Origin of the sequence: Aequoribacter fuscus, from assembly GCF_009910365.1 — a bacterium.
Lineage (GTDB): Bacteria > Pseudomonadota > Gammaproteobacteria > Pseudomonadales > Halieaceae > Aequoribacter > Aequoribacter fuscus.
In genome coordinates, this window is record NZ_CP036423.1 from 2366719 (window position 1) to 2382014 (window position 15296).

Annotated in this window: 13 protein-coding genes; 8 read left to right on the forward strand and 5 right to left on the reverse strand. The window is 53.4% G+C overall.

The features are described from left to right. The first annotated feature begins 9 nt into the window (after nt 1-9). On the forward strand, nt 10-849 hold the full coding sequence (gene nadC / locus EYZ66_RS10600; protein ID WP_009575698.1) for a carboxylating nicotinate-nucleotide diphosphorylase: 840 nt from the start codon (nt 10-12) through the stop codon (nt 847-849). Between the two features lies 1 nt (nt 850). On the opposite strand, the gene rraA is transcribed toward nadC, so the two are convergent. Together rraA and EYZ66_RS10610 are read right to left on the reverse strand one after the other, a co-directional pair. Then, on the reverse strand, nt 851-1339 hold the full coding sequence (gene rraA, locus EYZ66_RS10605) for a ribonuclease E activity regulator RraA (RefSeq protein WP_009575697.1): 489 nt from the start codon (nt 1337-1339) through the stop codon (nt 851-853). 2 nt (nt 1340-1341) lie between these two features. Then, on the reverse strand, nt 1342-3111 hold the full coding sequence (locus EYZ66_RS10610; RefSeq protein WP_009575696.1) for an acyl-CoA dehydrogenase C-terminal domain-containing protein: 1770 nt from the start codon (nt 3109-3111) through the stop codon (nt 1342-1344). 249 nt (nt 3112-3360) lie between these two features. Between EYZ66_RS10610 and EYZ66_RS10615 the strand changes: the two genes are divergently transcribed. The 3 genes from EYZ66_RS10615 to EYZ66_RS10625 all read left to right on the forward strand — a co-directional run bounded on the left by EYZ66_RS10615 (nt 3361) and on the right by EYZ66_RS10625 (nt 7987). Then, complete coding sequence (locus EYZ66_RS10615; RefSeq protein WP_009575695.1) at nt 3361-4320, forward strand: LysR family transcriptional regulator; 960 nt, start codon at nt 3361-3363, stop codon at nt 4318-4320. 97 nt (nt 4321-4417) lie between these two features. Beyond that, nucleotides 4418-5587: a nucleotide sugar dehydrogenase gene (locus tag EYZ66_RS10620; RefSeq protein WP_009575694.1), complete on the forward strand. Its 1170-nt coding sequence runs from the start codon at nt 4418-4420 to the stop codon at nt 5585-5587. 234 nt (nt 5588-5821) lie between these two features. Further along, on the forward strand, nt 5822-7987 hold the full coding sequence (locus EYZ66_RS10625; RefSeq protein WP_009575693.1) for a malate synthase G: 2166 nt from the start codon (nt 5822-5824) through the stop codon (nt 7985-7987). A gap of 570 nt (nt 7988-8557) precedes the next feature. On the opposite strand, the gene EYZ66_RS10630 is transcribed toward EYZ66_RS10625, so the two are convergent. Next, on the reverse strand, nt 8558-9025 hold the full coding sequence (locus EYZ66_RS10630; RefSeq protein WP_040816565.1) for a pilin: 468 nt from the start codon (nt 9023-9025) through the stop codon (nt 8558-8560). A 251-nt stretch (nt 9026-9276) separates the two neighbouring features. Between EYZ66_RS10630 and pilB the strand changes: the two genes are divergently transcribed. The 4 genes from pilB to coaE are packed head-to-tail and all read left to right on the forward strand — an operon-like array spanning nt 9277 to nt 13713. After that, nucleotides 9277-11013, forward strand: coding sequence for a type IV-A pilus assembly ATPase PilB (pilB, locus tag EYZ66_RS10635; RefSeq protein ID WP_009575691.1), 1737 nt, complete (start codon nt 9277-9279; stop codon nt 11011-11013). 14 nt (nt 11014-11027) lie between these two features. Continuing rightward, on the forward strand, nt 11028-12239 hold the full coding sequence (locus EYZ66_RS10640; protein WP_160195670.1) for a type II secretion system F family protein: 1212 nt from the start codon (nt 11028-11030) through the stop codon (nt 12237-12239). A gap of 18 nt (nt 12240-12257) precedes the next feature. Then, on the forward strand, nt 12258-13115 hold the full coding sequence (locus EYZ66_RS10645) for a prepilin peptidase (protein ID WP_009575689.1): 858 nt from the start codon (nt 12258-12260) through the stop codon (nt 13113-13115). Nucleotides 13116-13122: 7 nt separating this feature from the next. After that, entirely contained in the window at nt 13123-13713 is a 591-nt protein-coding gene (coaE, locus tag EYZ66_RS10650; protein WP_009575688.1) for a dephospho-CoA kinase, read from the forward strand. On the opposite strand, the gene mutT is transcribed toward coaE, so the two are convergent. Both mutT and argJ read right to left on the reverse strand, forming a co-directional pair. Beyond that, on the reverse strand, nt 13696-14118 hold the full coding sequence (gene mutT, locus EYZ66_RS10655) for an 8-oxo-dGTP diphosphatase MutT (protein WP_009575687.1): 423 nt from the start codon (nt 14116-14118) through the stop codon (nt 13696-13698). The genes coaE and mutT overlap by 18 nt on opposite strands. Continuing rightward, entirely contained in the window at nt 14099-15295 is a 1197-nt protein-coding gene (gene argJ, locus EYZ66_RS10660; protein ID WP_009575686.1) for a bifunctional glutamate N-acetyltransferase/amino-acid acetyltransferase ArgJ, read from the reverse strand. The genes mutT and argJ overlap by 20 nt, the downstream gene beginning before the upstream one ends. Nucleotide 15296 lies beyond the last annotated feature (1 nt).

Genomic DNA, 15296 nt, shown 5'->3' on the forward strand with positions numbered 1-15296 from the left:
TACAACAGTATGCACCTTCCGCCCTTAGAAAGCATCCGAACCGATGTTGCCAAAGCCATTGCCGAAGACTTGGGCACCGGCGATTTAACCGCCCAGCTCATCCCCGAAGATCGCTGGGCAACCGCCACACTCATCACCCGCGAGCCGGGGGTATTAGCCGGCCAAGCATGGGCGAACTTGGTTTTTGAGCAAATCGATGCGCGCTGCACCCTAGACTGGCAGGCACAAGACGGGGACCTGCTAGAACCCAATCAAGTGCTGCTAGAAATTCACGGCCCTGCGCGTGCACTCTTGACGGCGGAGCGCACCGCCATGAATTTTTTGCAAACCCTGTCGGGCGCTGCTACTACCGCCAAGCACTACGCGGACCAAGTTGCGCATACACAGGTCAAGCTTTTAGACACGCGCAAAACCATTCCCGGATTGCGCCTCGCCCAGAAATACGCGGTAACCTGTGGCGGCTGTCACAATCATCGCATTGGTTTGTTCGATGCCTTTCTCATAAAAGAAAATCATATCGCCGCCTGCGGCGGTATTTCGGCAGCCGTATTAGCAGCTAGAGCACTGGCGCCTGATGTGCTGTTGGAGGTCGAAGTCGAAACGCACGACGAGCTCGAGCAAGCGCTCGCGGCGAACGTTGATCGCATTATGTTAGATAACTTTAGCTTGGAGGGTATGCGCGAAGCGGTGGCTTTAACCCAGGGACGTGTTGAGCTTGAAGTGTCCGGCAACGTAACCAGCGAGACGCTCGTGCCTTATGCGGAGACAGGGGTCGATTACATCTCAATCGGTGCGCTGACCAAACACTGCAAAGCGCTGGATTTATCCATGCGCCTAGCGGCAGACTAACTCAAGGCGCGAGCAGATTTGTGCTGCTGACCACAACACCCGAGGCATCGGCGTAAATCCAATCGCCTTCGTGTACTGTGGTGCCGCCAATATCGACAGCGACACCGCGCAAACCCACATCGCGTTTATCGGTCTTTAGAGGAATGGCGCCCAACGCAAAAACACCCAAGGGCAAGGTCGCCAGGATCTCGACATCGCGCACGGCACCGTTAATGATCAGCCCCATCCAGCCATTCAAACAGGCTTTTTCAGCCAGTTGATCGCCCAGCAGCGCGCGGCGTAAAGACGCCCCGCCATCTACCACAATCACTTTGCCATTACCCGGCTCTTGCACCAAGGCTTTGACCAGCGAGTTGTCTTCAAAACACTTTACGGTAACTGCCTGCCCACAAAAGCTGGCGCTGCGCCCGTAAGACCGAAATTGCGCGTGCAAGACTCGCGAGTCGGGGAAGTCATCGCACAAATCAGGCGTCGTAAAATCGCGTTCCATGGTTAGATCCAATCGACTGGGTAATCCATCAAAGTTCCTGCCGAGCTTAACACAGACTGTTCCGCTGCCAAGCACCGGGGCAAGATCTGCTCACAGTAAAATTCGGCCGTGGCCAGTTTGTGGCGATAAAACTCACGATCCGAACCTCCGGCAATCGCGCGTTGAGCGACCAGCGCACCGCGCACCAACTGCCAACCACCGAAGAGATAACCGGTCATCATCATGTATTCAAACGAGCCACCTAGCGCCGCGGGCTTGTTCGAACGCAGTTGCTGTAGCAACCATTCGGTCGCGCGAACTTGCGCTGCCAAAGCCACTTTTAACGCCTGCCCCATGCCTTTTAGCACATCGTTATCGCTTGCCATTAAATCGGCCACTGTCTCTGCGATTTCGGTTTGCACCAACTCCATGGTGGCGCCGCCGTCGCGACCCAACTTACGATTCACCAAATCTGCTGCCTGAATACCGTTGGTCCCCTCGTAGATCGAGGTGATACGCACATCCCGAAAATACTGGGCAGCACCCGTCTCCTCGACATAGCCCATACCGCCGTGTACCTGAACACCCAGCGAGGTGATCTCTTCGCCGAAGGTGGTTAACCATCCTTTGATCACGGGAATCATTAAATCAATCCGTGCTTGGGCAAGCGCCTTTTCAGATTCGGGTCCGCTGTGCGCCAAATCCATGGTTACAGCTTCGCTGTAGGCCAAGGCCCGCATCGCTTCGCACCCTGAGCGCATAGTCAATAACATACGCTTTACATCGGGGTGTTCAATGATCGCCACACCGCCCTGAACGCGCTCACGCGCGTAGGCTTTCGCCAGTTGGAAAGCCCCCTCAGCAGCACCAAGCCCCTGCAACCCGACCTTCAAGCGTGCCTCGTTCATCATAGTAAACATGCAGCGCAAACCTTCGTTTTCACGGCCCACTAAATAGCCGATAGCGCCCTCAGTATCGCCATAGGCCATCACGCACGTGGGGCTCGCGTGGATACCCAGCTTGTGTTCAACCGAGACAGGATACACGTCGTTGCGCGCGCCCAAACTACCGTCTTCATTCACCAAATACTTGGGCACAATAAAGAGCGAGATACCCTTTGAGCCCTCGGGTGCATCGGGCAAGCGCGCCAACACCAAGTGGACTATGTTGTCGGTGGCCTCGTGATCCCCCCAAGTAATGTAGATTTTTTGACCATAAATACGGTAGTGATCACCTTCGGGGACTGCACGCGTTTTTAACGGGCCCAGATCCGATCCGGCCCCAGATTCAGTCAGGTTCATGGTACCCGACCACTCGCCTGAATTAATTTTGGTAGCGTATAGCGCCTTCTGCTCCTGTGTGCCGTGAGCGGTAATCGCCAGTGCCGCACCGGAACTTAAAAAGGGTGCCAACGCAAACGCCATGTTCGCACCGTTCCACATTTCAGATGTCGCGGTGCCGTACACCTCGGGCAAGCCCTGCCCACCAAAGTCCTCGGAGGCGGCAATACCGGTCCAACCCGACTCACCAAGTTGGCGCAGCGCTTCCTCGTGTCCGGGCGAGCACAGCACGCGGTTGTTCTCGCAGCGCGCGGGCTCTAAATCACCAATTCGTCGAGTGGGTGCAATGACGTCGTTTGCCAGTTTCGCCGCTTCATCCAATACGGCTAGCGTCAGATCAGAACCAACCCCTTTGTCTTCATAGACTGGCAATGCACCCAAGCGATTCTCGAGGTTTAATACCTCGTCTATCACAAACTGCATGTCTTCTACGGGGGCGCGGTAGTTGTCCATATGCTCTCCTAGCGTGGCACCCTAGTGCCCTCGGCTGTTAAGTCTAGTTGCGCAAAGTTTAGCGCGATTGGTCAGAGTTTGCAGTGTTAACATACTAATGCGAGTCGACCAAAGTCGGTGGAAAGCATCGCCAAATAGGAGTAATTTGCATAGACTATCGTTTTAATGGCAGGCATTCACAGCATGAATGTATGGCCGATAACGAAAGAACAATTGATTTTACTGTTTATATAGGCCGACGAACCCGCTATGAATCTGAATCGCATTGACTTAAATCTTTTGGTGTATCTCGATGTACTGCTGCGCGAGCGTAATGTGACGCAAGCCGCCAACCAGCTTAGCCTCAGCCAGCCGGCCATGAGTAATGGCCTCAAACGCCTGCGCGACTTGTTTGGCGACCCTTTGCTGGTTCGCACCAGTGAGGGCATGGCGCCGACCGAGAGAGCCCTAGAACTTGAGCCCATCATTCGCGACGTGCTGGCCAATATTGATCGCGCTGTACAAACCAAGGCCGAGTTTGATCCGGCAACCCATACACGCGTATTTCGCATTATGGCCAGCGACTACGCAGAATCCACCCTGCTTCCGTATGTATTAGACCAACTGCGCGAACTCGCACCCGGCATTACGCTCGATATCATGACGCCCAGTGACGTCAGCTTTTTAGACGTCGAGCGCGGCAAAGTCGATATGGTCATTAACCGCTTTGATGCCATGCCACAGTCGTTTCATCAAACGCATCTATGGGACGACACCTTCTCCTGCCTGCTCAGCCCCAACAACCCCGTACTCGACGATTTCAGCTTGGATAACTATCTAAAAGCCAACCACATCTGGGTCAGCAAAACGGGCATGGGCGTCGGCGTCGGCGTAAACCCAGACGACGTGCAGCGCTTAGGCTGGGTTGATTCCGCCCTTGCAAGGCTGGGTAAAAAACGTCAAATTCGCGTGTTTACCCGCCACTACCAAGCGGCCATGACCTTAGCCGAGCAAAACGACTTGATCGTAACGCTACCCACGCGCGCTGCGCTATTAAAGTCTAACAACCCACGCGTGGTCTTGCGTCAGCCGCCCCTTAAAATCCCGCCTTTAGAATTAAAGATGGCCTGGAGCCCGCTACTACAGCATAACCCCGGCAACCAGTGGTTACGACGACTCATCGCCGAAACGGCGCGCAATCTACCAGTACCCGAGGTTGCGTCAAAATAACGACATAAAACTGTGACGGAAATGACACCAAACGGTCACGGTTGCGCCATATTGCACTTTTATAGTCCAGATCCATACAGGTCTGGATTCTTGGAGCATGAAAGCAATCACGGTTGTCGGCGCGGGCTATGTTGGATTTTCGCTCGCGGTACTCTTAGCAAGGCGTAATGAAGTACGTGTCGTTGATATTGCTGAAGAACGTATAGAGTCTATTCAGGACAAACGGTCTCCGATCCAAGATGTGGACCTTCAGCGGGCACTAGACATCGAACCGTTGAACCTGCAAGCCAGTGCGCACTTGCAGGGCTCCGTCGAAACTGCCGACATCATCATTATTGCCACCCCAACAAACTACGACCCAGAATCCAACTACTTCGATACCACAAGCGTCACATCCGTCTGCGAACAGGTACTCCAACTCAACCGCACTGCGCTGGTCGTCATCAAGTCGACTGTGCCCGTTGGCTTCACCGCCCGGCTCAACCAAACACTCGATACAGATCGCATTGTTTTTTCGCCCGAATTTTTACGTGAGGGGCAGGCGCTAAAAGACAACGAATACCCATCACGAATTATCGTCGGTGCCCAAACCGAACAGGCGCGAGAGTTTGCCGAGCTCTTGCAGTACGCGGCAAAAAAGGTCGATGTCCCCGTATTGCTCGCGGATAGCACCGAAGCCGAAGCCATAAAACTGTTCGCCAACACCTATTTGGCCATGCGGGTAGCCTACTTTAACGAGCTGGACACTTACGCCGCCGTGCACGACCTCAACACCCAGCACATTATCGAAGGCGTTTGCCTCGATCCGCGTATTGGGCATTACTACAATAACCCATCGTTCGGTTATGGCGGTTACTGCTTGCCCAAGGATTCAAAGCAATTGCTCGCTAACTACGATCAGGTGCCGCAGAACATGATTCGTGCGATTATCGATTCGAACGTCACGCGTAAAGACTTTATCGCCAGCGACATCCTAAAACGCAAGCCCAAGACGGTGGGCATCTATCGCTTGGTCATGAAGCAAGGCTCAGATAACTTCCGAGAATCCGCCATTCAAGGCATCATGAAGCGTTTAAAAGGTAAAGGCATCGAAGTTATCATCTTCGAACCCAACCTGCGCCTAAGTACGTTTTTTAACTCGCGGGTGTATTCCAACTTAGGCGAATTCAAAGCCCATTCCGATGTGATCATCAGCAATCGTCGCTGCGAGATGTTGGCGGATGTGGAGAGCAAGGTGTACACCCGCGATTTGTTTGGGATGGATTAGGCAAGTAGCTCGCACTAAACGCATCAGCAAAGCATTCTTCCTCAAGTGGCAAAATAACCCCCAACCTACGCTTTGTCGAGCCTCGATACTCCTCAAATCTCTCCACACTTAATAAGGCAACAACCGCGCACACTATTCACCCAATGAATGACTGCGATAACAACTATAGATTTGCTAAATCAATAGCCCTTTCATACACTGCGGCTATTACTAAAAAGATAGACAGGACTCATTATGACATCGCGTGTAGATCGTGCGGGCCTACAAGTAGCCACCGTACTGGACGACTTGCTCAGCAATGGAATCATAGAAGGCACCGGCATTAACGCGGACCAATTTTGGCAAACCGCAGCCGATGTATTCGCGAAGTTCATGCCTGAGAACCAGGCTCAGCTTGCCAAACGCGAGTCTATCCAAAAGCAAATTGACGAGTGGCACAAGGCCAATCCTGCGCCATATAACCAAGACGAGTATCTGCGGTTTTTAAAAGACATCGGCTACTGGTTACCTGAGCCCGATGATTTTAGCATCACCACTGAAAACGTCGACGAGGAAATCGCCACCATGGCGGGACCACAGCTGGTGGTGCCCGTTATGAACGCCCGCTATGCCTTAAACGCGACCAATGCCCGCTGGGGCAGCTTGTACGATGCACTGTATGGTACAGACGTTATTTCCGAGGGCGACGGCGCCGAGCGTGCGGGTGCCTACAACCCTATTCGCGGTGCCAAAGTCATCGCTTTTGCTAAAGCCTTTTTAGACGAGCATTGCCCCCTAGCCAGTGGCTCACACTCGGATGTTAAGCAGTATGCCATTGCCGGCGAGAAGCTTACTGCCGTATTGCAAGAAGGCAACGTCTGCCTTTTAAGAGATCGTTCGCAGTTAGTTGGTTACACAGGTGCTGCCGAAAGCCCTGCATCCGTGCTTTTAAAACACAACGGCCTGCACATCGAAATTCAAATTGACCGCAACCACTCGATTGGCGCAACCGACCCCGCGGGCGTTAAAGACGTTTGCCTCGAAGCTGCTATTACCACCATTCAAGATTGCGAAGACTCGGTCGCCGCCGTCGATGCCGACGACAAAGCTTTGGTCTACCACAACTGGTTGGGCTTAATGAAAGGCGACTTAGCCGAATCCTTCCAGAAAGGTGGTCAAACGCTGCAGCGGACCTTGAATGGCGATCGTCATTTTACGCAGCCCGATGGCAGCCCACTCACTCTACATGGGCGAAGCTTGCTGTTCGTGCGTAACGTTGGGCACCTAATGACCAACCCGGCCATTTTGACCGCAGACGGACAAGAAGTGCCCGAAGGCATCATGGACGGCCTATTTACCATCTTGATCAGCATGCACGATTTAAAACGGACTGGCGCACTGCAAAACTCACGCACGGATAGCATTTACATCGTAAAGCCCAAGATGCACGGTCCTGAAGAAGTCGACTTTACCTGCCGGCTGTTCGCCGCGATCGAAGACGCTTACGGACTGCCTCGCAATACCGTCAAAGTCGGCATCATGGACGAGGAACGCCGCACCAGCATTAACTTAAAAGCCTGTATCGAGGTCGCGAAAGAACGCTTGGTGTTTATTAACACGGGGTTCTTAGATCGCACCGGCGACGAGATCCACACCAGCATGCTGGCTGGATCCATGTTGCCCAAAGGCGAAATGAAGAACAGCACTTGGATTAAAGCCTACGAAGATCGCAACGTCGATATCGGCTTAGCGTGCGGCTTACCCGGCAAAGCACAAATCGGTAAAGGTATGTGGGCTATGCCCGACCTAATGGGCGCCATGCTCGAGCAAAAAGTTGGCCACCCGATGTCAGGCGCGACCACTGCATGGGTTCCATCACCAACCGCAGCCACCTTGCACGCCATTCACTATCACCAGGTCAATGTATTCGAGCGGCAAGAAGAGTTGCGATCGCGCGGTATTGCCGAGGTAGAAGACATCCTAGAAGTTCCGATTGGCGACTGCAGCGGCTTAAGCGCCGAGCAGGTCCAAGCCGAGCTCGACAATAACTGCCAGGGTATCTTGGGTTATGTTGTCCGTTGGGTCGACCAGGGTGTGGGGTGCTCTAAGGTGCCCGACATTCACAACGTGGGCTTAATGGAAGACCGCGCCACACTGCGCATTTCCAGCCAACACATTGCAAACTGGTTGCATCATGGTGTTTGCACTCAAGAGCAGGTGCTAGAAACCTTGAAACGCATGGCGGCGGTGGTTGATGGGCAAAATGCGTCGGACCCTTTTTATACACCGATGGCCAGAGACTTTGAGGCTTCGATTGCGTTTAAAGCTGCGTGTGAGTTAGTGTTTAAGGGTGAAGAGCAGCCGAGTGGGTATACTGAGCCGGTGTTGCATGGGATGCGGCAATCTATAAAAAATCGATAGCTGCCTTGACTCTTCGTTAATGTCATGTTTCTGGTCGCGAGGCGCAGGCCTCGAAGGTGAACCTCAGCACCAAAGTGCTTCAAAATGTTTACTTAGTCAATGAGAGGCTAAGAACAAACAAATGGGTCGCGAAGAACCAGTCTACGAACTAGCCTAGAGCTGTTGTTGTCGACGACAGCTGGAAGCCTTAGTTCGGGAGCATCTATAGATCACGGCGCCGATGACTGCATCGCGATACAACTAAGCTCAGACGTAATGCACTCGGAGCCGACATCACCTCTCGTAGCGTCGTAATTATTGGTGATCTGGGATTCTGGGGCTTGGTACAAATATCACGACAACGGAAAGCACTGAAATGGCAAACTATTCCGCTAAGTATGGAGAGGGGTTGCTAGTTACAATGCCCACTGCCATTAGCTACCACCTAAAGAAGCAAAAATGCCCGAGTCGCGGCGCACCGCCAAACTCAGGCATCACTGTTGATCTCTTCCCCTGACGAAGCTACTGGAACCAGAGTAAGACATAGGCTTGTGATTCAATGAGAAAAATCAGGCTAGGCGCCTGCGCCATTTAGCCTTCAGTAATTGCTGTACCTGTCACGCGGCAGTTGGAAGGTATTTTCCCCCATGCAGACTCAGCAACAGTGGTTGAACACGTCCATTCCGTTATGTCAGTGCCAGACTTCGTTGCTATCCAATTGAAGACCTTGCCATCGATATCACTATCCCCCGTTCCACTACCTGCAACAGCTGAAACCGTGAGCGAAAATCCAGTGGCATCTGCCGCCACTCCAGACACCATTGCTGATGTCGCTCTAATTCCCGCCTCTGCGGCACTAGTGGGGAACGTTCCTGTCGCCGACACATATTCCGAATAGCTAGTCTTCGCAGAGCCCGCCGCGGCTAACACCTCGGACAACTTCGCTCGGACCGTATAATCCTGATACGCCGGCAAAGCCACCGCCGACAGGATGCCCACGATCGCAATTACAATCATGAGTTCGATCAGCGTAAAACCTTGCTGACGAGCTTGCTTCATGTTTTTCATATTCATATCCCCATTGGACAGTTTATTTGCACGACATCGGAAACCCCGAATGCCTTAGTTATACCCCAGAATAGCAAGTTTGCAAAGCTACGAATTGATACGTTTTAGTTGCAAATTTCTACAAAGAAGGCAACATGCTGTTTGTGTTAACGACTGTTAATACTTAGGCATTACCGCAAGGTTAGCATATAATTTCGGTAAAACAACAGCGTGCTAATTAAATTTTTGTTTCGGGAGCGGGCGTGAACCAAGCCACATCACCTACAGCAAGCAAAGCGCGATTGGGTGGCCTAGCAGGCCGCTTAATTATGGACGGCCTCATCACAGCCGACCAGGCTATGGAGGCGCAAAAAGAAGCGACCGCTGCGCGCATTCCATTTGTACAGCACCTTGTTGAAGCGAAAGGTATTGATAGCGCCAAGATTGCCGCCGCTGCATCGTCCGAGTTTGGGGTACCGTTGATGGACCTGCGCGCGTTTGATAATACTCAGTTTCCAGAAGACTTGGTTGACATCAAGCTCATCCAAAGACATCACGCGCTTCCCTTATTTAAACGCGGTAAGCGATTGTTCATCGCACTGGCAGACCCAACCAACCTGCAGGCTCTGGACGAAATTAAGTTCCACACTGGCATTAACACCGAAGCCATTATCGTCGACCAAAAAGCGTTATCAGCCGCCATCTCGCACGCCACCGAAACCAAAGATGCGATAGAACAGCTTGGCGACTTAGAGAGTGGTCAGTTTGAAGATCTTGAGGTCGAAGCGATCGACGAAAACGATCGCGCTGACGGCGACCTGAATATGGAAGCGGACGACACCCCCATCGTCCGTTTTGTAAACAAAGTGTTACTGGATGCCATTAAAGCCGGAGCCTCTGACATTCATTTTGAGCCTTACGAGCACACCTATCGCGTGCGCTTCCGTGCCGATGGCATCCTGAAAGAGGTCGTGCAACCGCCCAAGGCACTGGCGCCCCGTTTGGCGGCACGATTAAAAGTCATGTCTCGAATGGACATTTCTGAGCGACGAGTTCCTCAGGATGGACGCATCCAAATGCGTCTGTCCAAGACACGCGCCATTGATATGCGGGTGAACACCCTGCCCACCTTATTTGGCGAAAAGATCGTACTGCGTATTTTGGACCCCACCAGCGCGACCTTGGGAATTGATGCACTGGGTTACGAACCGCATCAGAAAAAACTGTTCACCGATGCGCTCGACAAGCCGCAAGGCATGATCCTAGTTACGGGACCCACAGGTTCGGGTAAAACGGTATCGCTGTACACGGGCCTTAATATTCTTAATACCCCCGAGCGCAACATCTCGACCGCGGAAGATCCGGTCGAGATCAACTTGGATGGCATTAACCAAGTACCGGTTAACCCGAAGGTGGGCCTGAACTTTGCCGACGCGCTGCGCTCGTTTTTGCGCCAAGACCCAGACGTGATCATGGTCGGGGAGATCCGTGACCTGGAAACGGCCGAAATCTCAATTAAAGCCGCCCAAACAGGTCACTTGGTGCTATCGACACTGCACACGAATAGCGCGGCCGAAACGATCACTCGCTTATTAAATATGGGCGTACCCGCCTTTAACTTGGCAACAGCCGTGACCTTGATTATTGCGCAGCGTTTGGCTCGGCGCTTGTGTTCAAAATGCGCCGAGCCCATTGATGAATTACCTGAGGAAAGCCTGCTGGAACTGGGTTTTACCAAAGAGATGCTCAAGGGCGCCACCATCAAAAAAGCGGTTGGCTGCGAGTCGTGTAACCATGGCTACAAGGGTCGAACGGGCATTTACGAAGTTGTGCAAATTACCCAAACCATTGCGCGCATGATTCTGGAAGGTAAAAACTCGATGGAGATCGCCGATGAAGCGCGCAAAGAGGGCTTCCACAGCCTTAGGACCTCGGCTTTAAGGAAAGTGTCGCAGGGCTTAATCAGCTTAGAAGAAGCAAACCGAGTCACGGTAGATTAACGAGTTAGGATGGTATGGCAGCAAAGACCTTTGAATTTATTTGGGTTGGCACCGACAAGCGCGGCAAAGAAACCAACGGCGAGCTTGAAGCGACCTCGGTAAGCCTCGCTAAGGCGCAGCTTCGCCGTCGCGGCATCAACGTCAAATCGATCAAGAAAAAGGCCAAGCCCCTATTCGGCGGTGGCGGTAAAAAAATCAAGGCCGCTGATATCGCCTTGTTCACCCGCCAGCTTGCGACCATGATGAAAGCGGGCGTACCGCTGATTCAAAGCTTTGAAATTGTTGCAGACGGCATAGAAAACCCCAGAATGCGTAGCATGGTAAACAGTATTCGCGGCGATGTGGCGGCGGGTAACGCCTTGGCCGGCGCACTGGGTAAGCACAAGGACCAGTTTGACGAGCTGTTCTGCTCGTTAGTTAACTCGGGCGAAAACTCAGGTACGCTCGAGACCATGCTCGACCGCGTAGCGACCTACAAAGAAAAAACCGAGCAGCTAAAAGCCAAAATTAAAAAGGCCATGACTTACCCCATTGCGGTTGTCATTGTGGCCTTGGCCGTGACCTCGTTGCTGCTGATTAAGGTCGTACCTCAGTTTGCGGAAACCTTTCAAAGCTTTGGCTCTGAGCTACCCGCGTTTACCCTATTTGTATTGAACATCTCGTATTTCGCGCAAGACTACTACCTGATTATTTTTGGGGCTATAGCCATAGCGGTGGTCTTATTTAACCGCGCCAAAAAAACCTCACCCGCATTTAACGACCGTCTAGACGAAATCGCGCTCAAAGCTCCGATAGTCGGCACCATCGTGCACGATGCGGTCATCGCTCGTTTCTCACGCACGCTATCAACCACCTTTGCGGCGGGCGTACCCTTAGTCGAGGCTTTAGAATCCACCGCCGGCGCGACGGGCAACTCGGTTTACAAAAAGGCCGTGCTGCGCATTCGCGATGACGTGACCGGGGGTTCTTCGCTGTACGCCGCTATTAAATCGAGCGGCTTGTTCCCCAATATGCTGCTGCAGATGGTGAGTATCGGTGAGGAATCGGGTGCCTTAGATGAAATGCTCGACAAGGTAGCCAACCACTACGAAGAAGCCGTAGATAATGCGGTCGACAGCCTAAGCTCTTTGATGGAACCCATGATCATGGCGGTACTGGGTGTGCTGGTCGGCGGCCTGATGGTTGCGATGTATCTGCCCATCTTTATGTTAGGATCAGTGGTTTAAGGCCACCGAGACCGCACCATGGACCTACACCAACTCGCCGCCGAGCCCGCGCTGTGGTACCCCTTAGTTTTTGTGCTGGGTGCCGTAGTCGGTAGCTTTTTAAATGTAGTCATACTACGGCTACCTAAAATCATGCAGCAGCAGTGGCGTAGCGAATGCGAAGCCTTCTTGGAGCTTGAGTCCACGCAAACTGGCAAGCCGCTGAGCTTATCGCACCCACCTTCTACCTGCCCAAGCTGCAACGCTCGCATCAAGCCCTGGCAAAACATACCCATCCTGAGCTGGTTATTGCTCCGCGGTAAATGCGCAAACTGCAGCATCAGTATCAGCGCACGCTACCCCATCATCGAGTTTATGACAGGCCTATTGAGCGTTGTGGTGGCCATGCAATTCGCCTACGACTGGGGGTTGTTACTCGCGCTTGTCACCACTTGGTGCCTTGTTGCGCTCACCGTCATCGACGCCGAGACTCAGCTCCTCCCTGATGACATTACCCTACCCCTGCTATGGCTTGGTTTAGTCGCCAATGCATTCGGCGTATTCACCGACCTACCCTCCGCTCTTTGGGGCGCCGTGTTTGGTTACGGCATTTTGTGGAGTATTTATTGGATATTTAAGCTGACGACCGGCAAAGAAGGCATGGGCTACGGCGACTTCAAATTGCTGGGAGCCTTGGGCGCCCTGCTGGGGTGGCAAGCTCTACCGATGATCATACTGATGTCGTCCGCGGTGGGCGCAATCATTGGCACAGCCCTGATGGCCACCAAACGATTAGACCGCGAGCAACCCATGCCCTTCGGACCTTATTTGGCCATTGCCGGGTGGCTATCGATGGTGTTTGGCGATACCATCACCTCCTTTTCACCCTACATGTAAGGCCATTATGCGGACGATCGGTATTACCGGCGGTATTGGCAGCGGTAAAACGGCGTTGACCGATTACTTAGCGAAAAAGGGCATCACCATTGTCGATGCCGACTTGGCCGCGCGCGTTATTGTCGAACCGGGCCGCCCAGCACTTAACGCGATTTTCGAGCACTTCGGTCCAAAGCTCGCCCAAGATGACGGCTCGCTTGATCGAGCCGCGCTGCGCAGCATTGTGTTTGCCAACCCAGAAGCACGCCTGTGGCTCGAGCAACTCACCCACCCCCTAATCGGGCAAGAGATACAAGATCAGCTCGCACGCGCAGCGGGGCCCTATCGGGTACTCAGCTCGCCCTTACTGCTAGAGGGCAGCCAAGCAGCTCTGGTAGATTATGTCGTGGTGGTTGACGTACCCGAAGCCCTTCAGGTTGAGCGAGCCAGTGCGCGCGACAACAACGACCCAGAGCAAATCAAGCGCATTATGGCAGCGCAGCTTGCCCGCAACGATCGCTTAGCCAGAGCCGATTACGTGGTCGATAATAGCGGCGGGCTAGACGAGCTGTACGCTCAGTCTGAGTTACTTCACAGTCACTTACTGAACTTGGTCTAAATACTCGACCAAGGCCTTTAGAATGTGGACGTTGGGTTCGGGCATGGGGTAGGTGCTCGCGCACGCTTCAATCTTAGCCCAGGTTGTGGGTTGCCCCTCTTTACCATGTGCCTCACCGTTAAACTCAGTAACCAGCCAGCAATCGAGCACAACCGTACGAATATCATACTCATGACGCTGCCGAATCAGGGGGGCAGCACTGATCACATCGATACCCAGCTCTTCATACAGCTCGCGCTTTAGTGCATCGAGTACCGTCTCGTCGGCCTCCACCTTACCGCCCGGGAATTCCCACAAGCCGGCAAGATGTTGATCACTCTGCCGCTTGGCGATAAACAGGTCGCCCTCGCGCAAAATCACGCCGACGGCAACGTGCAGTGTGGGTTTAGGTTCGGTATTCGGCATTAATCCGCACGTAATCGTAGGAAAAGTCCGTGGTGTAGACCGTGGTCTGCGCAGGCCCTCGGTTCAAGCCAACTCGAAGCACAATGTCCGTTGGCGCCATCGCCGCTACACCCTGTTCTTCGGTATAAGAAGCGGCTCTACAACCCTGCTCGGCGATTAGCACATCGTTTAAATGCAGCGTTACGTCATCGATGACTAAGTCGTGCAAACCGGCGCGCCCAATAGCGGCTAGCAAGCGTCCCCAATTGGGGTCTGAGGCAAACAGGGCCGTTTTAACCAAGGGCGACTCGGCAATGGTAAAGGCCACATCCAAGCATTCCTGCTCGGTCTTACCGCCACTGACCTCAATCTGAAAAAACTTGGTCGCACCCTCGCCGTCGCGCACCATCATTTGCGCCAGTTCCAGCAGCAAGTCATCCAAAGTCTCGCAAAAGACTTGGTAGAGCTCGTTGTCTGAGTCAACACGTGGTAAGGCCGACTGCCCGGTGGCGCTGAGGGTGCAGGCATCGTTGGTCGAGGTATCGCCGTCTACCGTGATGCGGTGGTAAGACTGATCAACAGCGCGCAACAAAGCCTGCTGCAACAGCACCTCGTCAATCGCTAAATCGGTCGCTACGTAAGACAGCATGGTGGCCATATTGGGGCGGATCATGCCCGCTCCTTTAGTCACGCCCGTGATCACAAAGCGTTCACCGCCAAACTCTACCTGACGCGACGCCACTTTGGGCCGTGTATCGGTCGTCATAATACCTTCTGCAGCTTGGGCCCAGTTATTCGTCTGCAGGTCGCTTAAGGCAGCAGGAATTGCCGCTTCAATTTTTGCCACCGGTAAAGGCTCGCCAATAACGCCAGTTGAGAAAGGCAGTATCTGCGCGGGTTCGCACTTCGCCGCCTGCGCTAATGCTGCAAGCGTCGCTTGCGCAGCCTCAATACCGGATGCACCCGTGCCCGCATTCGCGTTACCGGTGTTCACCAGCAGGTATTTGGGCTGGGTGGCCGCTAAATTTTCTCTGGCGACAATCACGGGCGCAGCGCAAAAGGCGTTGCGAGTAAACACACCCACCGTCGCACTGCCTTCGGCCAATTCGAACACCACAAGATCTTTGCGGCCTACTTTTTTAATGCCTGCACTGGCAATACCAATGCGCACACCCGCAACCGGATGAATGGTCGTCATA